The 21,596-nt window shown below is 64.5% G+C and carries 21 protein-coding genes; 7 read left to right on the plus strand and 14 right to left on the minus strand.

Annotation, left to right across the window (positions count from 1 at the left end):
- Nucleotides 1-9: 9 nt before the first annotated feature.
- Complete coding sequence (locus tag ACNFCI_RS01990) at nucleotides 10-792, minus strand: sulfite exporter TauE/SafE family protein (RefSeq protein ID WP_084853750.1); 783 nt, start codon at nucleotides 790-792, stop codon at nucleotides 10-12.
- 129 nt (nucleotides 793-921) lie between these two features.
- On the opposite strand from ACNFCI_RS01990, the gene ACNFCI_RS01995 reads away from it, so the two are divergent.
- Complete coding sequence (locus tag ACNFCI_RS01995; RefSeq protein ID WP_416767324.1) at nucleotides 922-1,668, plus strand: NRDE family protein; 747 nt, start codon at nucleotides 922-924, stop codon at nucleotides 1,666-1,668.
- Nucleotides 1,669-1,784: 116 nt separating this feature from the next.
- Here ACNFCI_RS01995 and ptsP read toward each other — a convergent pair whose 3' ends face one another.
- The 4 genes from ptsP to ilvA all read right to left on the minus strand — a co-directional run bounded on the left by ptsP (nucleotide 1,785) and on the right by ilvA (nucleotide 6,921).
- Nucleotides 1,785-4,064, minus strand: a complete 2,280-nt coding sequence (ptsP, locus tag ACNFCI_RS02000; protein WP_084853747.1) for a phosphoenolpyruvate--protein phosphotransferase — start codon at nucleotides 4,062-4,064, stop codon at nucleotides 1,785-1,787.
- A gap of 22 nt (nucleotides 4,065-4,086) precedes the next feature.
- On the minus strand, nucleotides 4,087-4,566 hold the full coding sequence (locus ACNFCI_RS02005; protein ID WP_029614755.1) for an RNA pyrophosphohydrolase: 480 nt from the start codon (nucleotides 4,564-4,566) through the stop codon (nucleotides 4,087-4,089).
- Nucleotides 4,567-4,942: 376 nt separating this feature from the next.
- A complete protein-coding gene (locus ACNFCI_RS02010) occupies nucleotides 4,943-5,368 on the minus strand; it encodes a DUF2269 family protein (protein WP_084853746.1) in 426 nt (141 codons plus the stop codon).
- 38 nt (nucleotides 5,369-5,406) lie between these two features.
- Entirely contained in the window at nucleotides 5,407-6,921 is a 1,515-nt protein-coding gene (ilvA, locus tag ACNFCI_RS02015; RefSeq protein WP_084853744.1) for a threonine ammonia-lyase, biosynthetic, read from the minus strand.
- A 142-nt stretch (nucleotides 6,922-7,063) separates the two neighbouring features.
- On the opposite strand from ilvA, the gene rpiA reads away from it, so the two are divergent.
- A complete protein-coding gene (gene rpiA / locus ACNFCI_RS02020) occupies nucleotides 7,064-7,738 on the plus strand; it encodes a ribose-5-phosphate isomerase RpiA (RefSeq protein WP_084853742.1) in 675 nt (224 codons plus the stop codon).
- A gap of 145 nt (nucleotides 7,739-7,883) precedes the next feature.
- Here rpiA and ACNFCI_RS02025 read toward each other — a convergent pair whose 3' ends face one another.
- The 4 genes from ACNFCI_RS02025 to ACNFCI_RS02040 all read right to left on the minus strand — a co-directional run bounded on the left by ACNFCI_RS02025 (nucleotide 7,884) and on the right by ACNFCI_RS02040 (nucleotide 12,141).
- The gene (locus ACNFCI_RS02025; RefSeq protein WP_368828795.1) at nucleotides 7,884-8,795 is read right to left on the minus strand and encodes an SdiA-regulated domain-containing protein; all 912 of its coding nucleotides are present in this window, start codon (nucleotides 8,793-8,795) and stop codon (nucleotides 7,884-7,886) included.
- A gap of 90 nt (nucleotides 8,796-8,885) precedes the next feature.
- The gene (locus ACNFCI_RS02030; protein ID WP_368828794.1) at nucleotides 8,886-9,812 is read right to left on the minus strand and encodes an SdiA-regulated domain-containing protein; all 927 of its coding nucleotides are present in this window, start codon (nucleotides 9,810-9,812) and stop codon (nucleotides 8,886-8,888) included.
- Nucleotides 9,813-10,052: 240 nt separating this feature from the next.
- Nucleotides 10,053-10,718, minus strand: coding sequence for a fumarylacetoacetate hydrolase family protein (locus tag ACNFCI_RS02035; RefSeq protein WP_368828793.1), 666 nt, complete (start codon nucleotides 10,716-10,718; stop codon nucleotides 10,053-10,055).
- Nucleotides 10,719-10,743: 25 nt separating this feature from the next.
- Nucleotides 10,744-12,141, minus strand: coding sequence for an FAD-binding oxidoreductase (locus ACNFCI_RS02040; protein ID WP_084853737.1), 1,398 nt, complete (start codon nucleotides 12,139-12,141; stop codon nucleotides 10,744-10,746).
- 169 nt (nucleotides 12,142-12,310) lie between these two features.
- Between ACNFCI_RS02040 and serA the strand changes: the two genes are divergently transcribed.
- A complete protein-coding gene (serA, locus tag ACNFCI_RS02045) occupies nucleotides 12,311-13,540 on the plus strand; it encodes a phosphoglycerate dehydrogenase (protein WP_084853736.1) in 1,230 nt (409 codons plus the stop codon).
- A 105-nt stretch (nucleotides 13,541-13,645) separates the two neighbouring features.
- Here serA and ACNFCI_RS02050 read toward each other — a convergent pair whose 3' ends face one another.
- A complete protein-coding gene (locus ACNFCI_RS02050; protein ID WP_084853734.1) occupies nucleotides 13,646-14,122 on the minus strand; it encodes a DUF4399 domain-containing protein in 477 nt (158 codons plus the stop codon).
- A gap of 226 nt (nucleotides 14,123-14,348) precedes the next feature.
- On the opposite strand from ACNFCI_RS02050, the gene ACNFCI_RS02055 reads away from it, so the two are divergent.
- On the plus strand, nucleotides 14,349-14,831 hold the full coding sequence (locus ACNFCI_RS02055; RefSeq protein WP_084853733.1) for a substrate-binding periplasmic protein: 483 nt from the start codon (nucleotides 14,349-14,351) through the stop codon (nucleotides 14,829-14,831).
- Nucleotides 14,832-14,942: 111 nt separating this feature from the next.
- On the opposite strand, the gene ACNFCI_RS02060 is transcribed toward ACNFCI_RS02055, so the two are convergent.
- The gene (locus tag ACNFCI_RS02060) at nucleotides 14,943-15,452 is read right to left on the minus strand and encodes a DUF523 domain-containing protein (RefSeq protein WP_368828792.1); all 510 of its coding nucleotides are present in this window, start codon (nucleotides 15,450-15,452) and stop codon (nucleotides 14,943-14,945) included.
- Nucleotides 15,433-16,062 (minus strand): 2OG-Fe(II) oxygenase, encoded by a 630-nt coding sequence (locus tag ACNFCI_RS02065; protein WP_084853729.1) that lies wholly within the window; start codon nucleotides 16,060-16,062, stop codon nucleotides 15,433-15,435. The genes ACNFCI_RS02060 and ACNFCI_RS02065 overlap by 20 nt, the downstream gene beginning before the upstream one ends.
- Nucleotides 16,063-16,176: 114 nt before the next feature.
- Between ACNFCI_RS02065 and ACNFCI_RS02070 the strand changes: the two genes are divergently transcribed.
- Nucleotides 16,177-16,929, plus strand: a complete 753-nt coding sequence (locus ACNFCI_RS02070) for a DUF2059 domain-containing protein (protein ID WP_084853727.1) — start codon at nucleotides 16,177-16,179, stop codon at nucleotides 16,927-16,929.
- A gap of 1 nt (nucleotide 16,930) precedes the next feature.
- On the opposite strand, the gene ACNFCI_RS02075 is transcribed toward ACNFCI_RS02070, so the two are convergent.
- A complete protein-coding gene (locus ACNFCI_RS02075) occupies nucleotides 16,931-17,860 on the minus strand; it encodes an alpha/beta hydrolase (protein WP_368828791.1) in 930 nt (309 codons plus the stop codon).
- Between the two features lie 116 nt (nucleotides 17,861-17,976).
- Between ACNFCI_RS02075 and ACNFCI_RS02080 the strand changes: the two genes are divergently transcribed.
- Nucleotides 17,977-18,540, plus strand: a complete 564-nt coding sequence (locus ACNFCI_RS02080; protein WP_368828790.1) for a DUF6436 domain-containing protein — start codon at nucleotides 17,977-17,979, stop codon at nucleotides 18,538-18,540.
- Here ACNFCI_RS02080 and ACNFCI_RS02085 read toward each other — a convergent pair.
- Nucleotides 18,519-19,085: a sugar O-acetyltransferase gene (locus ACNFCI_RS02085; RefSeq protein ID WP_084853722.1), complete on the minus strand. Its 567-nt coding sequence runs from the start codon at nucleotides 19,083-19,085 to the stop codon at nucleotides 18,519-18,521. The two genes, ACNFCI_RS02080 and ACNFCI_RS02085, sit on opposite strands and share 22 nt — an antisense overlap.
- Before the next feature lie 87 nt (nucleotides 19,086-19,172).
- Between ACNFCI_RS02085 and ACNFCI_RS02090 the strand changes: the two genes are divergently transcribed.
- Nucleotides 19,173-21,554 carry a penicillin acylase family protein gene (locus tag ACNFCI_RS02090; protein ID WP_084853720.1) on the plus strand — a complete coding sequence of 794 codons (2,382 nt, stop codon included), beginning with the start codon at nucleotides 19,173-19,175 and terminating at the stop codon, nucleotides 21,552-21,554.
- Nucleotides 21,555-21,596 lie beyond the last annotated feature (42 nt).

The following is a 21,596-nucleotide window of genomic DNA, read 5'->3' on the forward strand; positions in this document are numbered from 1 at the left end:
TCCTCTAGGTCAAATCAGGAAGCTCAGGCCGACGCAGAACAGCAGCGCGGCAAACAGGCGCTTGAGCAGACGCGGCGACAACCGGTGTGCCAGGCGCGCGCCGAAGCGGGCGAAAAACATGCTGGTCACGGCAATACCCACCAGCGCAGGTAGGTAGACGTAACCCAGGCTGTGGGCCGGCAGGTGCTCGTCGTGCCAGCCCAGCCACATGAAGCTCAGGGCGCTGGCCAGGGCGATCGGCAGGCCGCAGGCCGAGGAGGTGGCCACGGCCTTCTGCATCGGCAGGCTGCGCCAGGTCAGGAACGGCACGGTCAGCGAGCCGCCGCCGATACCGAAGATCGCCGAGGCCCAGCCGATCACCCCGCCAGCGCCGACCAACCCGGGCTTGCCGGGGATGCCACGGCTGGCCTTGGGCTTGAGGTCCAGGGCCATCTGCACGGCGATCACCAGGGCGAACACGCCGATGATCTTCTGCAGCATCGGCCCCTGGATCAACGAGGCGGTCTTGGCGCCGATGCCGGCACCGATGAGGATGCCCAGGGTCATCCAGGCGAAGATCGGCCATTGCACCGCGCCCTTGCGCTGGTGCTCCAGCACGGCGTTGATGGAGGTGAAGACGATGGTCGCCAGCGAGGTACCGACGGCCAGGTGGGTCAGCACCGACGGGTCGAAGCCCTGCAAGGTGAAGCTGAACACCAGCACCGGCACGATGATGATTCCACCGCCCACGCCGAACAGGCCCGCCAGTACGCCGGCACATGCGCCCAACAACAGATAGAGTACGAATTCCATTCGCCGTCCCCATGGAAACAATCTGGCATGGTAACGGATGCCAGCCCCGGGGCTCTAGTGAACTCTGTGTCAGATGTTGGATCGACACGGGCCAGCCGGTAGAGTGGCCAAAACAACCGAGGCCCTGCCATGTGCCTGATCGTGTTCGCCTGGCGGCCAGGACATGCCCTGCCGCTGATCGTCGCGGCCAACCGCGACGAATTCTATGCCCGCCCCACCCAGGCCCTGGAGGCCTGGAAGGATGCCCCCGGCGTGTATGCCGGGCGCGACCTGGAAGCCGGCGGCACCTGGCTGGGTGTCGGCCCGAACGGTCGGTTCGCCGCACTGACCAACATTCGCGACCCCGGCCAGCCCCTTGGGCCGCGCTCCCGTGGCGAACTGGTGGCGGCCTACCTCAGTGGCACGCTGGACGTGGACGCCTACCTGGACCAGGTGGCCAGCCGCGCCAGCCAGTATTCAGGGTTCAACCTGCTGGTGGGCGACGGCGAGCGGCTGGGTTACCTGCATGCCCGCGAGGTGGCACCTCGCCTGCTCGAGCCGGGTATATATGGCGTGTCCAATGCCGGGTTGGATACGCCCTGGCCCAAACTGGTCAAGGCACGCAGAGGGCTGCAGGCCATGCTCGACGACCCGGACCCGCAGCGGCTGCTGGGGTTGCTGGGTGATGGCGAGCCTGCACCGGAAGCGGATCTGCCGGAGACCGGTGTGGGGCTGGCGACCGAGAAGCTGCTGTCGAGTGTGTTTATCGCCAGCCAGAACTACGGGACACGGGCCAGTACGGTGCTGATCGTGGATGCTCAGGGGCGGCGACGGATGATCGAGCGCAGTTTCGGGCCGTTTGGTGGCCATCTGGGAGAAGTGGCGCTGGAAGTCTGAGGAGGGCGTCGTCAGTACCCCATCGCCGGCAAGCCGGCTCCCACAGGTATAGCGGTGTCTCTGAAAACAGCGCAGGACAGGTGGGAGCCGGCTTGCCGGCGATCAAGACACCTCGGTTACAGAGTCTTGTTGGCCCCAGGCCCGATCATCCGCGCCAGCCCCAGGTTCTTCAGGGCCAGCTGCAGCGCACTGTGGATAACCTGCGGGTTGTCATGGGCCATGGCCTCGGTCAGCAGCTCCTTGGCCTTGCTCAGGTTGATCTGGCGCAGCATCCACTTCACCTTCGGCAGGTTGGTGGCGTTCATCGACAAGCTGTCGAAGCCCATGGCCATCAACAGCACGGCCGCAGCCGGGTCACCGGCCATTTCACCGCAGATGCTCACCGGCTTGCCTTCGGCGTGGGCATCACGCACCACCGTCTGCAAGGCTTGCAGCACGGCTGGGTGCAGGTAGTCGTAGAGGTCGGCGACCCGCGGGTTGTTGCGGTCGACCGCCAGCAGGTACTGGGTCAGGTCGTTGGAGCCGACCGAGAGGAAGTCCACCTGGCGTGCTAGTTCACGGGTCTGGTAGACCGCCGCAGGGATTTCGACCATCACCCCGACCGGCGGCATCGGCACGTCGGTACCTTCATCCCGCACCTCGCCCCAGGCGCGGTGGATCAGATGCAGCGCCTCTTCCAGCTCATGGATGCCGGAAATCATCGGCAACAGGATGCGCAGGTTGTTCAAGCCCTCGCTGGCCTTGAGCATGGCGCGGGTCTGCACCAGGAAGATTTCCGGGTGGTCGAGGGTGACGCGGATGCCGCGCCAGCCAAGGAAGGGGTTTTCTTCCTTGATCGGGAAATACGAAAGCGCTTTGTCGCCACCGATGTCGAGGCTGCGCATGGTCACCGGCAACGGGTGGAACGCCTGCAGCTGCTCACGATAGATCGCCAGCTGTTCCTTCTCGCTGGGGAAGCGTTGGTTGATCATGAACGGCACTTCGGTGCGGTACAGGCCCACGCCTTCGGCGCCGCGCTGCTGGGCACGGGCGACATCGGCGAGCAAGCCGGTGTTGACCCACAGCGGCATGCGGTGGCCGTCCGGGGTGACGCAGGGCAGTTCGCGCAGGGCATCCAGCCCCTGGGCGAGCTGGCGCTCTTCCTCGACCACGTCGCTGTACTGCTTGCGCAGCACCTCGCCCGGGTTGGTGAACACTTCCCCCTTGTAGCCGTCGACGATCAGCTCGATGCCGTCGACCTTCGAATACGGCAGGTCGACCAGGCCCATGACCGTGGGGATACCCATGGCCCGCGCCAGGATCGCCACGTGCGAGTTGCCCGACCCCAGTACCGAGACCAGGCCTACCAGCTTGCCTTCGGGCACCTCGCCCAGCATGGCCGGGGTCAGCTCCTCGCTGACCAGGATGGTGTTGTCGGCATAGACCAGCGACTGCGAGCGCGCTTGCTGGAGATAGGCCAGCAGACGGCGGCCGAGGTCCTTGACGTCCGAAGCCCGCTCGCGCAGGTAGTCATCGTCCATCAGCTCGAAACGGTTGACGTGCTCGCCCACGACCTGGCGCAGGGCGCCTTGGGCCCACTGGCCGGTCTTGATGACCTCGATCACCTCGCCACCGAGGGCGGCATCCTCGAGCATCATCAGGTAGACGTCGAACAGCGCGCGCTCTTCAGGGCGCAGCTGGGTGGCGAGCTTGGCCGACAGCTTGCGCATGTCGGCGCGAACGCCCTCCAGGGCGTTGTTGAACAGCTTGAGTTCGGTGTCGATGTCCTCGACGGTCTTGTCCGGGACCACTTCCAGGTCGGCCGGCGGCAGCATCACCACGGCCCTGCCGACGGCAGCGCCCGGCGAACCGGGCACGCCGACGAAACGGGCCTCCTGGATCCCCTTGCCCTGACGGCCCAGGCCGCGGATGGAGCCGGTGGCCTCGGCATGGGCGATCACGCCGGCGAGCTGGGCGCTCATGGTGACCAGGAAGGCTTCCTCGCCTTCATCGAACTGGCGGCGTTCCTTCTGCTGGATGACCAACACGCCCACCACGCGGCGGTGGTGGATGATCGGTGCACCGAGGAAGGAGGCAAAGCGCTCCTCGCCGGTTTCGGCGAAGTAGCGGTAACGGGGGTGGGCGGCGGCGTCCTCGAGGTTCAGCGGCTCTTCCCGGGTACCGACCAGGCCGACCAGGCCTTCGTTGGGGGCCATGCTGACCTTGCCGATGGAGCGCTTGTTCAGGCCTTCGGTGGCCATCAACACGAAGCGGTTGGTGTCCGGGTCGAGCAGGTAGACCGAGCAGACCTGGCTGCCCATGGCTTCCTTGACGCGCAAGACAATGATCCCCAACGCCGTCTTGAGATCTTTGGCGGAGTTAACTTCCTGGACGATCTTGCGCAGCGTATTGAGCATGGCTCGGGGTCGGACTCCGTCGTCAGTCGCGCGTCAACAGGCGCGGGGCAAGCTCTTTCAAGGCGCGGCGATAGACCTCGCGCTTGAATGTCACCACCTGGCCCAAGGGATACCAGTAGCTGACCCAACGCCAGCCGTCGAATTCCGGCTTGCCGGTCAGGTCCATGCGCACCCGCTGCTCGTTGGAAACCAGGCGCAGCAGGAACCACTTCTGTTTCTGACCGATGCACAAAGGCTGGCTATGGGTGCGCACCAGTCGCTGGGGTAAACGATACCGCAACCAGCCACGGGTGCAGGCAAGAATTTCCACATCCTCGCGCTCCAGGCCCACTTCTTCGTTCAACTCGCGGTACAGGGCATCTTCCGGCGTCTCGTCAGGGTTGATGCCACCCTGGGGGAACTGCCAGGCATCCTGGTTGATCCGGCGAGCCCATAGCACCTGCCCGGCATCATTCGTGAGAATGATCCCGACATTGGGGCGAAAACCATCCGGGTCGATCACGGCAGCAACCTCGCAAACGCATGTCATCGCATTGTTCCACAAAGCTCACGAGCGCAGCAACGCGCCCGCCAAGCTTTGTTCGGGAGTATGGTTTGAGGGTTATGGTGCCTGGTAGATCGAGCGCCGCCCGCGCGGCGCATCGCGAGCTGCGCTCGCTCCTACGTTTGTTTCGGACCAATTATGCCTGGGGGATTTTCGCGCGGACGCCTTGGGGCATGACGCAATATCGTGTCGCACGAACCAGGCGGTCGCGCGCGCCTGTTACAGGCGTTACTGGCCCGAAACAAACGTAGGAGCGAGCGCAGCTCGCGATGCGCCGCGCGGGCGGCGCTCGATCTCACGGGCACCACATCCCAAAACCAGACGCCCTTCCCGTTCAAACCGGTTTGGCGCCCATCAGCCCGGCAATGGACAGCAAGCACACCCCGCTGATCACCGCCAGCGCCAGGGTAAAACGAAGCCCGACAGGCTCGGCCTTGCGCAGCCGGTTCAGGCGCACCAGCAACCACCAGGCGCTGAACGCACCGAGCGTATAGATGACGCTCGAGGCCAGGATCCAGGTCTGGCCCAGCGGCCAGCCGACCAGGTGCACCAGCCACCAGCCGGTGAACGGCATGCTCACCAGGCACAGCCCCATCAGCAACCAGACGAACACCAGCGGCCGACGCAGCAACTTGCCATACGCCTGCTCATCGCCACGCCGCCGAGCGAGCAGGGTCCAGGCGGCCAGGCCCAGGGCGCCGGCCAGCAGCAATACGGTGGCGGCGATGTGCGCGGCCTTGAGGGTGGTCAGGTATTCCATTGCTTCACGTCCTTGAGTGTTAGGCCAAGCTTAGTCGCTCAACCCAGGAACAGCTTGTAGGCTGGGTTGTCGGTCTCGTCCCAGTACGGGTAGCCGATCTTGGCCAGGGCCGCCGGTACCAGATGGCGCTCGTCGTCCGGCACCTGCAGGCCTGCCACCACCCGGCCATCGGCGGCACCATGGTTGCGGTAGTGGAACATGGAGATGTTCCAGCGCCCACCCAGCTTGGTCAGGAAATTGAACAAGGCACCCGGGCGCTCCGGGAACTCGAAGCGCAGCACCATCTCGTCGCTGGCCCCTGCCGAATGGCCGCCGACCATGTGGCGGATATGCAGCTTGGCCAGCTCGTTGTCGGTCAGGTCGGTGACCGGGAACCCTTGCTCGACCAGCTGTTGCACCAGGGCGGCCCGCGGGTCGGTTTCCGGATGGGTCTGCACGCCGACAAAGATGTGTGCTTCCTTGTCGGCGTGGTACCGGTAGTTGAACTCGGTGATCTGGCGCTTGCCGATGGCCTCGCAGAAAGCCTTGAAGCTGCCCGGGCGCTCAGGAATGGTCACAGCGATGATCGCCTCGCGCTTCTCGCCCAGCTCGGCGCGCTCGGCCACATGGCGCAGGCGGTCGAAGTTGACGTTGGCCCCGGAGTCGATGGCCACCAGGGTCTGGCCCGTCACCCCACGCAGCTCCACGTACTTCTTGATGCCCGCGACGCCCAAGGCGCCGGCAGGCTCGGTGATCGAGCGGGTATCGTCGTAGATATCCTTGATGGCAGCGCAGATTTCGTCGGTACTGACCGTCACCACCTCATCCACATGGTGACGGCAGATGTCGAAGGTATGCTGGCCGATCTGCGCCACCGCCACGCCGTCGGCGAACAGCCCGACCTGTGGCAGCACCACCCGCTCGCCGGCAGCCAGGGCGGCCTGCAGGCAGTTGGAGTCGTCCGGCTCGACGCCGATCACCTTGATCTCCGGGCGCAGGTACTTCACGTAGGCGGCGATGCCGGCGATCAGGCCGCCGCCACCGACCGGCACGAAGATCGCGTCCAGACGGCCTGGGTGCTGGCGCAAAATCTCCATGGCCACGGTACCTTGCCCGGCGATGGTATGCGGGTCGTCATAGGGGTGGATGTAGACAAAGCCCTTTTCGTCCACCAGCTTCAGGGAATAGGCCAGCGCCTCGGGGAAGGAGTCGCCATGCAGCACCACCTTGCCGCCCCGCGAGCGCACGCCTTCGACCTTGATCTCCGGGGTAGTCTTGGGCATCACGATGGTCGCCTTGATGCCCAACTCCCGTGCGGCCAGGGCCACGCCCTGGGCGTGGTTGCCGGCCGAGGCGGTGACCACGCCACGGGCCAGTTCTTCCGGGCTCAGCTGCGCCAGCTTGTTGTACGCCCCGCGGATCTTGAAGGAGAACACCGGCTGCAGGTCCTCGCGCTTGAGCAGGACCTGGTTGCCCAACCGCTTGCTCAGCTGGCCGGCGCTCTGCAGCGGGGTTTCGACGGCGACGTCGTAGACGCGCGAGGTGAGGATCTTCTTGACGTACTGTTCGAGCATCGGGAAAGCATCACTGGGCCGCGGGACAAGGCCTGGGAGTCTACCCCAGCGCCACGTCGGGCGACCACAGCGAAACCGACGTTTTGCTGGCGCTTGCCGCTATAATAGGCAGCTTTCGAACTCCCGCCCTCTCGGAGCCCGCATGACCCAGGACCAACTCAAACAGGCCGTCGCCCAGGCTGCCGTCGACTTCATTCTGCCCAAGCTGGATGAGAAAAGCGTCGTCGGCGTCGGCACCGGTTCGACCGCCAACTTCTTCATCGATGCCCTGGCCAAGCACAAGACCGCCTTCGACGGCGCCGTCGCCAGCTCCGAGGCCACCGCCGAGCGCCTGAAAGGCCATGGCATTCCTGTCTACGAGCTCAACAGCGTCAGCGAGCTGGAGTTCTACGTCGACGGCGCCGACGAAAGCGACGCGCACCTGAACCTGATCAAGGGCGGCGGCGCGGCCCTGACCCGCGAGAAGATCGTCGCGGCGGTGGCCAAGACCTTTATCTGCATCGCCGATGCCAGCAAGCTGGTGCCGGTGCTGGGTGCCTTCCCGCTGCCGGTGGAAGTGATCCCGATGGCCCGCAGCCATGTAGCGCGCCAGTTGGTCAAGCTCGGCGGCGACCCGGTGTACCGCGAAGGCGTGGTGACCGACAACGGCAACGTCATCCTCGATGTGCACAACCTGCAGATCACCGACCCGGTGGGCCTGGAGCGCCAGATCAACGCCATCGTCGGCGTGGTCACCAACGGCCTGTTCGCGGCGCGCCCGGCCGACCTGTTGCTGCTGGGCACTGCCGAAGGCGTGAAGAGCCTCAAGGCCGAATGATCCTGTAGGAGCGGCCTTGTGCCGCGATCGGGCGCGAAGCGGCCGTAAACCCTGAAATCTCGGTCTGTCTGGGTTACCGAGGTGGCAAGTTTTACGGCCGCTTCGCGCCCGATCGCGGCACAAGGCCGCTCCTACAATGGACGTATCAATCTGCTGGTTGCTTGAACACGTAGAACAGGTTCGGCTCACTGACCAGGTAGATGGTCCCGGCATCGTCCATGGCGATGCCCTCGGCCTGCGGCACGCTGCGCTTGAGGCCCTGGAAGCCCTTGTTCAACGACAGGGTGCTCAACGGCCGCCCCTTCACATCCAGCTCCAGCACCAGCCTCGACTCGTCCGACAACGCCAGCAGGTGGCCGCTGCGCTCATCGAACTGCAGGCTCGACAGGTCACGCACGAACAATCGCGAATCACGCTTGCGGTCCTGCACCACATGCACGGCATAGGGCTGTTCGGGCTTGTCGTGGGGGAACCCGTGGATCTCGTAGATCATCATGGGATCGCGCTCCTTGGCCACGAACAGGCGCTTGCCCACGGAGTCGTAGGCCAGGCCCTCGAAGCCCTTGTTGCCGTTTAGGCCAATGCCCAGCGTGAGCTGTTCGGCATCGTTGGCGTCGAGAAACAGTGTGTCGTCGTCCAGGCGCACGCGGATCAACCGCTGCTGGCGCTCGTCGGTGATCACATAGCTGTTGGGCCCCACGTACTCGACGGCCTCGGGGTCGCCGAAGCCGGTCAGCGGCACACGGCGCAGGATGCGCCCGTCCAGGGAAAGCTCGATCAGTTCCGAACGGGCATTGGTGACGGTGAACAGGCTCTTGCGGTCCGGGTCGTAGGTCAGCGCCGAGATGTCATCGTCCAGCCCTTCGATGGGCTGCCCCTCCACCACGACCTGGTAGCGATCGAGCCCCATGCTCAGCTCAGCGGGTTGCCACCAGGTGCGCAGGTTGAACCAGCCACGCTCGAACAGGCGAAACTCCTGTGCCGCAAGCCCGACGAGCAGCAGCCCTCCAGCCAAGAGCAAGACCAGGAAGCGAAAAAGACGTGGGCGGCGGCGCATGGGAGCAGACTCGACAAAAGAATGACGAATCTAACCACGAATCAGCTGAAATAAAGCTTAATGCCACTACTGAAAAAACGACGGGCCGCCTCAGTTTTTTCTGAATCGGTAGAAAAGGTCAGGTTCGCTCACCATGTACAGCGTGCCCTGGTCGTCCATGGCCACGCCTTCGGCGCGCGGAATGGTACGCTCGAGCCCGTTGAAGCCCCCCAACAGGGTCATGAAGCTGACCTGCTCACCTTTTTCATCCAGCTCGAGCAGCATGTTGGAGTCTGCGGACAGCACCAGCACGTGGCCGGTGCGAGGGTCTACGCCAAGCGCCGAGAGGTTGCGCAGGTCCAGCTCATCGCTGGGCAGCGCCTGCTTGTCACCGGTCAACGGGCTCTTGCCGTCGGTGGCCCAGGTATACAGCTTCGGTGGGCGCTCCTCGCCGATCAGCAGCCGCTGGTGCGCCGGATCCCAGGCGATGGCCTCGAAGCCCTTGTTCTTGTTGGCTGACTTGCCCAGGTCGTAGTGCGGGTAGTCGGCATGATTCAGGCTGGCAGTATGGGCATCCACGGTCACCAGGGTCAGGTCGTGCTTGCGCTCGTCGACGATCGCCAGCTGGCCGTTGGCCAATACGGCGACGCCCTCCGGGTTGTCCCAGCCCACCAGCGGCATCTTGCGCAGCACCTCACCGTCGAGGTTCAACTCGACGAGGAAGGGGTTGTTGCCCATCACAGCGAACAGGGTACGGGTCAGAGGGTTGAACGCCAGGTCCGACGGCTCGTCGTCGGACATGCCCGGCAGGACCCTGGCCTCGATATCCGCCACGTAGTCCGGTAACCAGACGCTTTCCACCCGCTCGGCCTTGCTCTCCATGCCTTCCTTGAGCCACAGCAGGCCGCGGTCATCCCAATGCATGATCACCGACAGGCCGTAGCCGAGCACCACGGCCAGGCCGAGCCAGAGCTGCCAGCGCCGGACGATGCTGCGTTTGTGCAGGGGAGGAACGGGAGCGCTGGGGGAGACGGCCATCGACGATGCTTCCTGGATAGATTGCCGAAGTTCTCCATAACGCCGGCGGATGAAGGTGATCGGCAGGATTATCCAGATGCTTTGTGAAAAAAATGGCAAATCGTCGATGGGAGCTGCTTTGCAGCCCTTTCGCGGCACGAGGCCGCTCCTACAGGACCATGTCCGGCCGCGCCTGTAGGAGCGGCCTTGTGCCGCGAAAGGGCCGCACAGCGGCCCCAAAAACCTCAAGCCATACGCAGTTCAGAGCACCCGACTTTCGAACCGGCTCGCCCCCGGCAACTCCAGCACCAGCTCATCTCCGACTTCCAGCGGGCCCACACCCGCCGGCGTACCGGTAAGGATCACATCGCCCGGCTGCAGCGAGAAGTACGCCGCGATGTGCTGGATGATCGGCACGATGGGGTTGAGCATCAGGGCGCTGTTGCCGTCCTGGCGCACCTGGCCATTGATCGACAGGCGGATGCCGATGTCGGTCAGGTCCTCGAAGCTGTCGGCGACCACGAACGGCGGCAGTACGCAGGCGCCATCGAAGCTCTTGGCCAGCTCCCATGGCAGGCCCTTTTCCTTGAGCCTGGCCTGCACGTCGCGCAGGGTCAGGTCCAAGGCCGGGGCGAACCCGGAGATGGCGTCGCGCACCTCTTCCTCGGACGGGTGGGTGGACAGCGGCTTGCCCAGCAATACTGCGATCTCGGCCTCGTAATGCACCGCGCCGCGGTCGTTGGGGATCTTGAAGCCACCTTCCAGAGGGACCACGCAACTGCCCGGCTTGATGAACAACAGCGGCTCGCTGGGAATGGGGTTGTCCAGCTCCTTGGCGTGCTCGGCATAGTTACGGCCGATGCAGACCACCTTGCCCAGCGGGAAGTGGATGCGCGTGCCGTCTAGGTATTGGTGCTGGTAACTCATGGCCGACTCCTCTGGATACTGCTTTTTATTCAGGAGCGAAGATCTTACCCGGATTCATGATGCCGTTTGGATCGAATACCGCCTTGATCGCCTTCATGCAGACGATTTCGGCGGGAGAGCGGCTGTAGCCCAGGTAGTCTCGCTTGGTCATGCCCACGCCGTGCTCGGCGGAGATCGAGCCGTTGTAGCGCTCGACGATCTCGAACACCCATTTGTTCACCGTGGCGCAGCGGGCGAAGAACTCGTCCTTGGCCATGTGGTCAGGCTTGAGGATGTTTAGGTGCAGGTTGCCGTCGCCGATATGGCCGTACCAGACCACTTCGAAATCCGGGTAGTGCTGGCCGACGATGGCGTCGATGTCGCGCAGGAACGCCGGTACCTTGGAGACAGTGACCGAGATGTCGTTCTTGTAAGGCGTCCAGTGGGAGATGGTCTCGGAGATGTACTCGCGTAGCTTCCACAGATTCTTCAACTGGGTCTCGCTCTGGCTCATCACCCCATCGAGGACCCAACCCTGCTCGACGCAGTGCTCGAAGGTGGCCAGGGCTTCGTTGGCCACGTCCTCATTGCTGGCCTCGAACTCCAGCAAGGCATAGAACGGGCAATCGGTCTCGAACGGCGGCGGCACGTCGCCGCGCCCCATGACCTTGGCCAGCGCCTTGTCGGAGAAGAACTCGAAGGCGGTGAGGTCGAGCCGGCCCTGGAAGGCGTGCAGCACCGGCATGATCGAGTCGAAGTCAGGGGTGCCCAGGACCATCGCGGTGAGGTTGCGCGGGGCACGGTCCAGGCGCATGGTCGCCTCGACCACGAAGCCCAGCGTGCCCTCGGCGCCGATGAACAGCTGGCGCAGGTCGTAGCCGGTGGCGTTCTTGATCAGGTCCTTGTTCAGCTCGAGCAGCTCGCCCTTACCGGTCACCACTTTGATGCCAGCGACCCAGTTACGGGTCATACCGTAGCGAATGACCTTGATCCCGCCGGCATTGGTGCCGATGTTGCCGCCGATCTGGCTGGAGCCGGACGAGGCGAAGTCAACCGGGTAGTAAAGCCCGTGCTCCTCGGCGAACTGTTGCAGCTGGCGAGTGACCACGCCCGGCTGGCACACCACGGTACGGTCGAAGGCGTTGAAGTCCAGGATCTTGTTCATGGCGTCGAAGGCCACCACTACTTCGCCATTGGCGGCGACTGCGGCGCCGGAAAGGCCGGTACGCCCGCCCGAAGGCACCAGTGCGACCTTGTGGCGGTTGGCCCAGGCGACGATGGCCTGCACCTGCTCGATCGAACGCGGGAAGACGATCGCCGAGGGTGCCGGTGGATAGTGCTTGGTCCAGTCCTTGCCGTAGGCCTCGAGCGAAGCCGGGTCGGTGAGGACCTTGCTCGGGTCGACCAGGGTCATCAGCTCATCAAGTACCGCTGTGTGGGTCATCGGTAGAACTCTCGAACTATTCATAGTCACCCTGAGCACTCTTCACCTGTCGGGATAAGCTCAGTTTCTGTCGCGTATGCTAGCATAGCGCTCCCGCCGTTCGTGCTAAGGCCGACGCCGCGCCGCTTTACCCCCTGCCATTTTTTCTCCGGGATACAGGTTTACGCAGATGAGCAAGACTTCTCTCGACAAGAGCAAGATCAGGTTCCTTCTTCTTGAAGGTGTGCACCAGAATGCGGTCGATACCCTCAAGGCTGCCGGGTACACCAACATCGAATACCTCACTGGTTCCTTGCCGGAAGCCGAGCTGAAGGAAAAGATCGCCGACGCCCATTTCATCGGCATTCGCTCCCGCACCCAGCTGACCGAAGAGATCTTCGACTGCGCGAAGAAGCTGGTTGCAGTCGGCTGCTTCTGCATCGGCACCAATCAGGTCGACCTGGCCGCGGCTCGCGAGCGCGGCATCGCCGTGTTCAATGCCCCCTACTCCAATACCCGGTCCGTCGCCGAGCTGGTGCTGGCCGAAGCCATCCTGCTGCTGCGCGGCATCCCCGAGAAGAACGCTTCCTGCCACCGCGGTGGCTGGATCAAGAGCGCAGCCAACTCCTTCGAGATCCGTGGCAAGAAGCTGGGCATCGTCGGCTACGGCTCGATCGGCACCCAGCTGTCGGTCCTGGCCGAAAGCCTGGGCATGCAGGTGTACTTCTACGACCCGCTGACCAAGCTGCCGCTGGGCAACGCCACCCAGGTGACCAGCCTGCACGAGCTGCTGGGCCTGGCCGACATCGTCTCGCTGCACGTGCCTGAGCTGCCGTCCACCCAGTGGATGATCGGCGAGAAGGAAATCCGCGCGATGAAGAAGGGTTCGATCCTGATCAATGCTGCCCGTGGCACCGTGGTCGAGCTGGACCACCTGGCTGCCGCCATCAAGGACAAGCACCTGATCGGCGCCGCCATCGACGTGTTCCCGGTCGAGCCACGCTCCAATGACGAGCAGTTCGAAAGCCCGCTGCGTGGCCTGGACAACGTGATCCTGACCCCGCACATCGGTGGTTCCACTGCCGAAGCCCAGGCCAATATCGGCCTGGAAGTGGCTGAGAAGCTGGTCAAGTACAGCGACAACGGCACTTCCGTCTCGTCGGTCAACTTCCCGGAAGTCGCCCTGCCGGCGCACCCTGGCAAGCACCGCCTGCTGCACATCCATGAAAACATCCCGGGCGTGCTCAGCGAGATCAACAAAGTGTTCGCCGAAAACGGTATCAACATCTCCGGCCAGTTCCTGCAGACCGACGAGAAAGTCGGTTACGTGGTCATCGACGTGGATGCCGAGTACTCCGACCTGGCGCAGGAAAAGCTGCAGCAGGTCAAGGGCACCATCCGTTCCCGCGTGCTGTTCTAAGCGATACCGCTGCATGAAAAAGGGAGGCCCGGGTGGCCTCCCTTTTTTTCGCCTGTGCGTTCAGTGGCGCCTGCTTTGCGGGTAAATCCGCGAAGTTTCCAGCCGTTACTTCACGGTCACGGTGATCTTCTGCGACTCGACGCTCGGCTTGAACGGCACGTGGTACATGTCGCCCAGCACCAGCTGCAAGGTGTGCTTGCCCGGTGTCAGGGTGATGGTGGCCTCGGTCTGGGCCTTACCGAAGTGCAGCACTTGTGGGCCGGCCGGCAGCGGGGCGTTGTTTTCCGGCATCAGGCTGGTGGGCAACGGCTGGTCGGTCAGAGGTGCCTTGTCTACATCCACCAGCAAGTGGTGATGGCCCGTATGCGGCGTCTGGTCGCCTGCAGGCTTGAGCCCCATGCCTTCGATGCCGAACTTGACCGTGAAGGTCTTGTCGACGGTGGCGCCATCGGCAGGGGCAACGATGAAGACCTTGGCGCCCTGAGGCGGCTCCTGGCTCTTCAGGGCATCCGCGGCGCTGGCCAAAACCGACGCCCCCATCAGCAGGCCGGCAACGGCAGCACGCGAAAATAGGCTGTTCATTCACTTCTCCTGTGTTTCACTTCCATTGACCACTGTCCATAGGCGAACGGCGGCGCTAGAACAACATAGTTCAATTGTGTGCAAAGGTCTCGTCGGCGGTGGCCAGAAATATTTGGACTGCAGCTAAACATTGGAAGCGAGTGGAGGTCATAGCCTGCACCGTGACCGCGGCATGGCACAAAGCTGCGGCATCGAATTCATCTGCCAAACAAGAATGGGGGCATTCATGCGGTTGAGCATTGGCATATTGCTGGCACTTGCGATCAGTCCACTGGCCCAGGCCGAACTGATAGACGAGGTCAACGACCGGGGCGAACTGCGCATAGCCGTGCAAGCGGATACACCGCCCTACGCGTTCAAGGAGAACGAACACCTGACCGGCTTCGACGTGGAGCTGGGCCAGGCACTGGCCAAGGAGTTGGACGTACGCGCCGAGTTCATCGAAGCCCCTGCAGAAGAAGCGATCCCGGGTGTGGAGAGCGGCAAGTTCGACATCGCGCTCGACCAACCCAAGCCCGAGCAGGCCTCGCAACTGGCCGTCAGCGAGCCTTACGGCAGTGAGGCCCGGGTGATTCCGTTCCAGAAAGACAACCCGGCCTTCGAAACCGCAGTGAACAACGCCCTGCAACGGCTCAAGGACGACGGCCGGCTGGCGGCGCTGGAGCAAAAGTGGCTCAAGGGTGCACGAGAGACGGCCGCTGGCCAGTAACCCTGCCCGACCCTTTCGCCGGCAAGCCAGCTCCCACTGCACTGCGCTGTCCTTAGCAACACCGCCATACCTGTGGGAGCCGGCTTGCCGGCGATTGGCCGTACAGCCGCCTCAATTCTCCAAGTCAGCCAACGCCCGCTGCGCAGCGTCCAACTCCAGCTCGCTGAACACTTGCACCCCTTCGCGCCGCAGCAGTGCCGTGGTCACGCCTTCACCCGCGACCTTCACCCCGCTGAACGTCCCGTCATAGGTCAACCGGTTGCCACAGGACGGGCTGCCCGACTTGAGCACTGCCACCCGGATGCCATACTGGCGGACCAAGGCCAGGGCCTGCCGTGCACCCGCCAAGAACGCTGCGCTGACATCGCTTCCAGCCACCGTCACGACCTGGGCCTGGCCATCCAGCACAGCCCCGCCCTGCCCACCCGGAATTTCCGCAGGCGGGCGCGGTGTCGGCAGGCCGCCGGCCATCTCCGGGCAAAGCGCTACCACGCGCCCTTCGGCCTGCCAGCGCTGCAGCAAGTCGGGGTGGCCACTGTCGCGCCCGTCGTAGCGCACCGGCTGCCCCAGCAGGCAGGCGCTGACCAGGACCTTGGCCGACTCAGAACAGGTCGTTGCCACGGCGACGGAACCAGCCGGTCAAGGACAGGCGCTCGCGCCCAGCCGGCAATACTTCGTGGGGGATGTCGCCCGACAGGAACACCACCAGAGTGCCCGCTTCCGGTTGCACGTCGTGCTCCACCCCATCGGCGAGAAACATGCGCAATTGCCCTCCATCCTCGGGTTGCCAATTTTCGTTCAGATAGAGCACCACCGACACCGCGCGCCGGTCGTCGTCGCGAAAGCGATCGAGATGGCGACGGTAGAACGCGCCCTGGGGGTACAACGCGAAGTGGCATTCAAAATCTTCGAGCCCCAGGTAAAGGCCCTGGTTCAATGCCTGGCGCAGGCCTTCCATGATGTCCAGGTAGCGGTCGCAGGCCTCGGACTGGCCCGGCTCGATCCATTGGATATGGTCGCCACGGATCGTTTCGCGCACCTCCTGCCCGATGCCGCGGCCCACACTGGCAGGGCTCAGCTCGCCCTCGGCAGAACGTTGTCGACACTCGGCCGCCAAGACGCGAGTCAGTGCAGCAGGCACAAACAAGGGTTGCCGGCTCCAACCGTGGTTGGCCAGCTCATCGACAATGTTGGAAAGCATCGGATACTCAAGAGAGAGATGATGACGCATAGTATCCACTCGCCATGAAAACCGACAGCGCCACTTGGCCGCCAACCGTCATCGGCGTCTCGACAAAGCCCCGCCGCGCCACGGACAATAGCGGCCTGCCGACAGGAGTCCTGAATGCGCCGTTTGTTTTCCCTGCTGCTGATGATGTGCTGCACCATGCCTGTCTGGGCAGACAGCCTCGACCAGTTGTACAAGGCCGCCGGCTGGCCCGACCAGCGCGCCCACTTCACCGACGCGGTGAGCGCCGCCCAGCAGCGTTACAAGAACAGCCTGCCTCCGGCTGTCTACCAGGCGCTGGTCAACAACAGCAACCAACGCTTCCAGGCCCAGGCCATCGACCGCCGGGCCCAGGCGCAATTGCGCGCCAACCTGCCGAACCCGTCGCCCGCACTGGCCTTTTTCCAGTCGCCCCTGGGGCGCAAGGTGGTGGCCGCCGAACTGCTGGCCACACGCAAGGACCAACTGGCCAAGCATGCCAAGGGCCTGCCGAAGATCCAGGCAAGTGACAACCGCCTGTTGATCATCGGCCACCTGGCCCAGGCCCTGCCGGCTCGGGAGGCCGGTGCCGAGGTCAGCCTGGCGATTGCCGGCGTGGCGGCCGACAGCCTGAGCTCGATGCTGCCCGGCTTGTTCGGCGCAGGCCAGGCCCAAGGCCTGCTCGATGGCCAGCGGCAACGCCTGATGCAGCAGATCGGCGAAGACCTCAACAATACCCTGCTGTATGTCTATCGCGACCTCTCCGACACCGAACTGGAAGAGTTCGCCACCTTCGCCGAATCGGCCGACGGCCAGGCCTATTACAAGGCTGCCATCGCCGCCGTGCGCGCGGGCCTGGCCGTCGGCCAGAACGCTGCCGACCTGAACTGAGTCAACCCAGGCGCTGGTCGAGGAAGGCGAAGTAGCGCTGGCGGATTCCCGGCAGTTCGTTGGCCAGGTGATGCCTGGCCTCGGGCAGCAGCAGGATCTGCGGGTCGGCGAACTTGGCCTTGAGCACCTTGAGGTTGTAGGGCCAGTCCACCGTGCCATCCGCCTCCCCTTGTACGATCAACGGCCGCCGCTGGCTGCGCGGTGCGGCCTCTATACGCTTGACCCAGGCCACCAGGGCACCGACCCAGGCAGTGGGTAGCTGGCGTGGCTGCAGTGGGTCGGCTTCGAGGAACGGCAGGAAGGCCGGGTCGTTGCTGTTTTCGCTGAAGCGCCGCTCGATGCCGTTGACGAAGTGGCGCAGCACGCAATAGCTGAGCTTGGACCAATGCCAGGCCCGGGGCCGCACCAGGGGCGCCAGCAGGATCACCTGGCCATCGGCCGGGCTTTGCTCGCCCCGGTGCAGCAGGTGATCGACCACGATCGCCCCGCCAGTACTTTGCCCACACAGGTGCCAGGGTCGCGGCAGGTCGAGCGTACGCGCCTGCTCGAACAAGGCATCGAGCATCTGCTGATAGATGCCGAAGTCGGCGATGCTGGCCCGCTCACCGCTGGACAACCCATGCCCGGGAAGGTCGCAGCTGATCACCGCGAAGCCCTGTTGCAAGGCCCATTCGACCACATGGCAGTACAGGCCCATGTGGTCGTAGTAGCCATGCAGCAGAAACAGGGTCGCCACCGGTTGCTGCGGCAACCACACCTGCCCCACCAGCTCGAACCCCGCCGCCTGGAACACGCCCAGCCAGCTTTGCCGTGCGGGAAGGTCCAGACCGTAATAATGCTGGTACTCCCGCGCCTGGGGCGACAACGGTTGGCGGTCGGCCAAGGGCCAGAGGCTGGCGCGCAGCAGGTCAGGGTGAAAAGAGGCAGGCATCGGTACATCCACGGCAAAGCGAGTATTGACCTGTGATATTCAGCCCTGGGTCGCATCGTGGCAAGCTAGACCGCTTTCTACGGGCCTGCGGCGCCCCACAGCCATGCGAACACACCATGCCTATCCGGAAAACCCTGCTGACCACCCTCGCGCTGTTGCTCTGCACCGCCGCCCTCTGGTGGGCCTACGCGAGTTTCCAGGCCCGCTACCTGCGCCCCTTCGACAACCAGGCCACACTGTTCGAAGGCGGCCAACTGCAGCTGCCACCAGAGCTCGCCGGCCCAGGGCCGATCCGGGTCGTGCATTTCTGGGACCCTGCCTGCCCCTGTAACGTCGGCAACCAGCAACACCTGGGTGAACTGGTCGAACACTTCGCACCCCAGGGCGTGAGCTTCCATGTCGTGCAGAAAGCCGGCAGCCACGGTCAGTTGCCGGCCAACCTCACCGGCCTCAAGCCCCTGGCCCTGTTACCCGGCAGCGAACGGATCCCCGCCTCGCCCGCCGTGGCGATCTGGGACCGGGAAGGCCGCCTGGCCTACTTCGGCCCCTACAGCGAAGGCGCGGTGTGCAATGCCAGCAACAGCTTCGTCGAGCCGATCCTCAAGGCACTGCTCGAGGGCCGTTCGGTCAATGCGTCCAACACCCTGGCCCAGGGCTGCTATTGCCCCTGGGCCGGCTGACGCACTCGCGCCGGGTTGCCCACCGCGATCGCGCCCGCCGGCACGTCACGGGTCACCACGCTGCCGGCGCCGATCACCGCATTGTCGCCGATGGTCACCCCCGGCAGGATGATCGCCCCGCCACCGATCCACACGTTGTCGCCGATGGTCACCGGCCGCCCGCTTTCGAGCCCCGTGCGGCGCACTTCGGGGTCGAGCGGGTGGTCGGCGGTATAGATCTGCACCGCCGGGCCGATCTGGCAGTCTTCGCCGATGCGCACGGGCAGCACGTCGAGGATCACGCAGTTGAAGTTGATGAAGGTATTGGCGCCGACACTGATGTTGTAGCCATAGTCGCAGTAGAACGGCGGGCGGATCACCGCACCGCTGCCCGCATGGGCGAAGTGCGCGACCAACAGCCCGTGGCGGGCATCGTTGAGCAGGTCGGCGCTGTTGTTGTAGCGGTGCATCCAGTGCTTGTTGGCGATCTGCTCGGCCTGCAGCTCAGGGCACCCAGCGTGGTAGAGCTGGCCGGCCAGCATTTTCTGTTTTTCGCTCAGGGACATGGAGACTCCTTCCAGGGGGCTATGCTGAGTTCGCGAATCCGTCGATGATCGGACCACATTTTTCGCTCGAGTGCACAAGGAGTCTCGATGAAGCGCAGCCTGACCCTACTGGCAGTGGTGGTCGCCGCCGCCGTGGGTGCCAGTTTCTGGTACGTGCAGAGCAAGCAACCGCAGCGCGAGGGCGAGGTCGCCATCGCTGGCCTGCAGGCGCCGGTCAGCGTGCGCTACGACGCCCGCGGCGTGCCTCACCTGCTGGCTGGCAACGAACCAGACCTGTACCGCGCCCTGGGCTACGTGCACGCCCAGGACCGCTTGTTCCAGATGGAGATCCTGCGCCGCCTGGCCCGGGGCGAGCTGGCCGAGGTGCTGGGCGCCAAACTGCTGCCCACCGATACCCTGTTCCGCAGCCTGCGCATTCGCGAGCAGGCCGCGCGCATGGCGCAGCGCCAGGACCGGCAATCACCCGCCTGGCAGGCTCTGCAAGCCTACCTGGACGGCGTCAACCAATGGCAGGCCAGCCACCCAAGGCCCATGGAGTTCGACCTGCTGGGCATCACGCCGCGCCCCTTCACCGCCGAGGACACCCTCAGCATCGCCGGCTACCTCGCCTACAGCTTCGCCGCCGCGTTTCGCACCGAGCCGGCGCTCACCTATGTACGCGACCAGCTCGGTACCGACTACCTGAGGATCTTCGACCTGCGCTGGCAGCCCGAAGGCGCCCTGGCCAGGCCCCTGGCAGCCGCTGACTGGCGCAGCCTGGAGCACTTGGCGCGCGTGAGTCACCAAGCCCTGGGCGAGGCCGCGATACCCCAGTTCGAAGGCAGCAACGCCTGGGTCGTGGCAGGTAGCCGCACCCGCAGCGGCCTCCCGCTGCTGGCGGGCGACCCGCACATCGGCTTTGCCGTGCCTGCGGTGTGGTACGAGGCCGAGCTTTCGGCTCCCGGCTTGAGCCTCTATGGCTATTTCCAGGCCCTCAACCCCTTCGCGTTACTGGGCCACAATCGCGACTTCGGCTGGAGCCTGACCATGTTCCAGAACGATGATGTCGATCTGATCGCCGAACAGGTCAACCCACAAAACGCCGATCAGGTACGCGTCGACGGGCAATGGCACACGCTGGAAACCAGCGAGCAGGCCATCGCGGTCAAAGGGCAGGAGCCGGTCACCATCACCCTGCGGCGCTCGCCCCACGGTCCGATCGTCAACCCGGTGCTCGGCGATACCGCCGGGGCTACGCCCATTGCCATGTGGTGGGCCTTCCTGGAGACCGAAAACCCGATCCTGGAGGGTTTCTACCGGATCAACCGTGCCGACACCTTGGAGAAGATGCGCACGGCCGCCGCCTATATCCAGGCGCCTGGCCTGAACCTGGTATGGGCCAACGCCCGTGGCGACATCGGCTGGTGGGCTGCGGCCCAACTGCCGATCCGCCCGGACGGGGTCAACCCCGCCTTCATTCTCGACGGTGCCAGCCACCAGGCCGACAAACCCGGTTTCTACCCGTTCAGCGTCAACCCGCAACAGGAGAACCCGACCCGCGGCTATATCGTCTCGGCCAACTACCAGCCCCCCGCCGTCGTCCCCATACCGGGCTACTACAACCTGCCCGACCGTGGCCGTCAGCTCGACCGGCACCTGGCCAACCCAAACGTGAAGTGGGACACCGACAACAGCCAGGCCTTGCAGTTGGACACGACCACCGATTACGGCCCTCGTACCCTGGCCCCCCTGCTGGGCACCCTGCGCACCATTGCCGACAGCGATGAAGAACGAGAACTGGTAGAGCAACTGGCGGCCTGGCGTGGTGACTATCCAGTGGACTCCACCAGCGCCACGCTGTTCAACCAGTTCCTCTACGAACTGGCCTACGCTGCGCTGCATGACGAACTGGGCGATACCTGGTTCCCGGTATTGATCAGTACCCGCGCCATCGATGCCGCCCTGCCGCGGCTGGCTGCCGACCCGGATGCGCCTTGGTGGAACGTGCGAGGCGGCAACGCGCACACCGACCGTACCGCCATCGTCCGCCTGGCCTGGCAGCGCAGTCTCGCGCATCTGCGCGACGTCATGGGCAAGGACCCGGCCAGCTGGCAGTGGGGCAAGGCCCATACCCTTACCCACAACCACCCGCTGGGGGTGAAGAAGCCACTGAACCTGCTGGTGAACGTCGGCCCGTTCGCCGCGCCCGGCAGCCACGAGGTGCCGAACAACCTGTCCGCGAAGATCGGGCCGGCCCCCTGGGCGGTCAACTATGGCCCTTCCACTCGACGCCTGGTCGATTTCGCCGACGCGGCTACGGCGCTGACCATCAATCCGGTGGGCCAAAGCGGGGTGGTCTTCGACTCTCACTATGACGACCAGGCGGACGATTATGCACAGGGGCGCTACCACAAGACGCGTATGGGTGTGATACCCGCCCGGAGCACCTTGCACCTGGTGCCTGCACCTCGCACAGGGGCACTACCCTAGGAAATATCTGACCACAACTGGGGAGCCTGCCAGTAGTGAAAC

It is taken from the genome of Pseudomonas sp. NY15356 (assembly GCF_048068175.1).
In the GTDB taxonomy this organism is placed as follows: Bacteria; Pseudomonadota; Gammaproteobacteria; order Pseudomonadales; family Pseudomonadaceae; genus Aquipseudomonas; species Aquipseudomonas putida_K.

Bases quoted from the DNA above. Each gene is read 5' to 3' on its own strand.
- ACNFCI_RS02030 (WP_368828794.1), bottom strand. From the start codon at position 9,812: ATGGCCGTCTCCCCCAGCGCTCCCGTTCCTCCCCTGCACAAACGCAGC.
- ACNFCI_RS02035 (WP_368828793.1), bottom strand. From the start codon at position 10,718: ATGAGTTACCAGCACCAATACCTAGACGGCACGCGCATCCACTTCCCG.
- ilvA (WP_084853744.1), bottom strand. From the start codon at position 6,921: ATGCTCGAACAGTACGTCAAGAAGATCCTCACCTCGCGCGTCTACGAC.
- ACNFCI_RS02085 (WP_084853722.1), bottom strand. From the start codon at position 19,085: ATGTCCCTGAGCGAAAAACAGAAAATGCTGGCCGGCCAGCTCTACCAC.
- ACNFCI_RS01995 (WP_416767324.1), top strand. From the start codon at position 922: ATGTGCCTGATCGTGTTCGCCTGGCGGCCAGGACATGCCCTGCCGCTG.
- ACNFCI_RS02050 (WP_084853734.1), bottom strand. From the start codon at position 14,122: ATGAACAGCCTATTTTCGCGTGCTGCCGTTGCCGGCCTGCTGATGGGG.
- ACNFCI_RS02025 (WP_368828795.1), bottom strand. From the start codon at position 8,795: ATGCGCCGCCGCCCACGTCTTTTTCGCTTCCTGGTCTTGCTCTTGGCT.
- ACNFCI_RS02055 (WP_084853733.1), top strand. From the start codon at position 14,349: ATGCGGTTGAGCATTGGCATATTGCTGGCACTTGCGATCAGTCCACTG.
- ACNFCI_RS02010 (WP_084853746.1), bottom strand. From the start codon at position 5,368: ATGGAATACCTGACCACCCTCAAGGCCGCGCACATCGCCGCCACCGTA.
- rpiA (WP_084853742.1), top strand. From the start codon at position 7,064: ATGACCCAGGACCAACTCAAACAGGCCGTCGCCCAGGCTGCCGTCGAC.
- ptsP (WP_084853747.1), bottom strand. From the start codon at position 4,064: ATGCTCAATACGCTGCGCAAGATCGTCCAGGAAGTTAACTCCGCCAAA.
- ACNFCI_RS02040 (WP_084853737.1), bottom strand. From the start codon at position 12,141: ATGACCCACACAGCGGTACTTGATGAGCTGATGACCCTGGTCGACCCG.
- ACNFCI_RS02070 (WP_084853727.1), top strand. From the start codon at position 16,177: ATGCGCCGTTTGTTTTCCCTGCTGCTGATGATGTGCTGCACCATGCCT.
- ACNFCI_RS02075 (WP_368828791.1), bottom strand. From the start codon at position 17,860: ATGCCTGCCTCTTTTCACCCTGACCTGCTGCGCGCCAGCCTCTGGCCC.
- ACNFCI_RS02080 (WP_368828790.1), top strand. From the start codon at position 17,977: ATGCCTATCCGGAAAACCCTGCTGACCACCCTCGCGCTGTTGCTCTGC.
- ACNFCI_RS02065 (WP_084853729.1), bottom strand. From the start codon at position 16,062: ATGCGTCATCATCTCTCTCTTGAGTATCCGATGCTTTCCAACATTGTC.
- ACNFCI_RS02090 (WP_084853720.1), top strand. From the start codon at position 19,173: ATGAAGCGCAGCCTGACCCTACTGGCAGTGGTGGTCGCCGCCGCCGTG.
- serA (WP_084853736.1), top strand. From the start codon at position 12,311: ATGAGCAAGACTTCTCTCGACAAGAGCAAGATCAGGTTCCTTCTTCTT.
- ACNFCI_RS01990 (WP_084853750.1), bottom strand. From the start codon at position 792: ATGGAATTCGTACTCTATCTGTTGTTGGGCGCATGTGCCGGCGTACTG.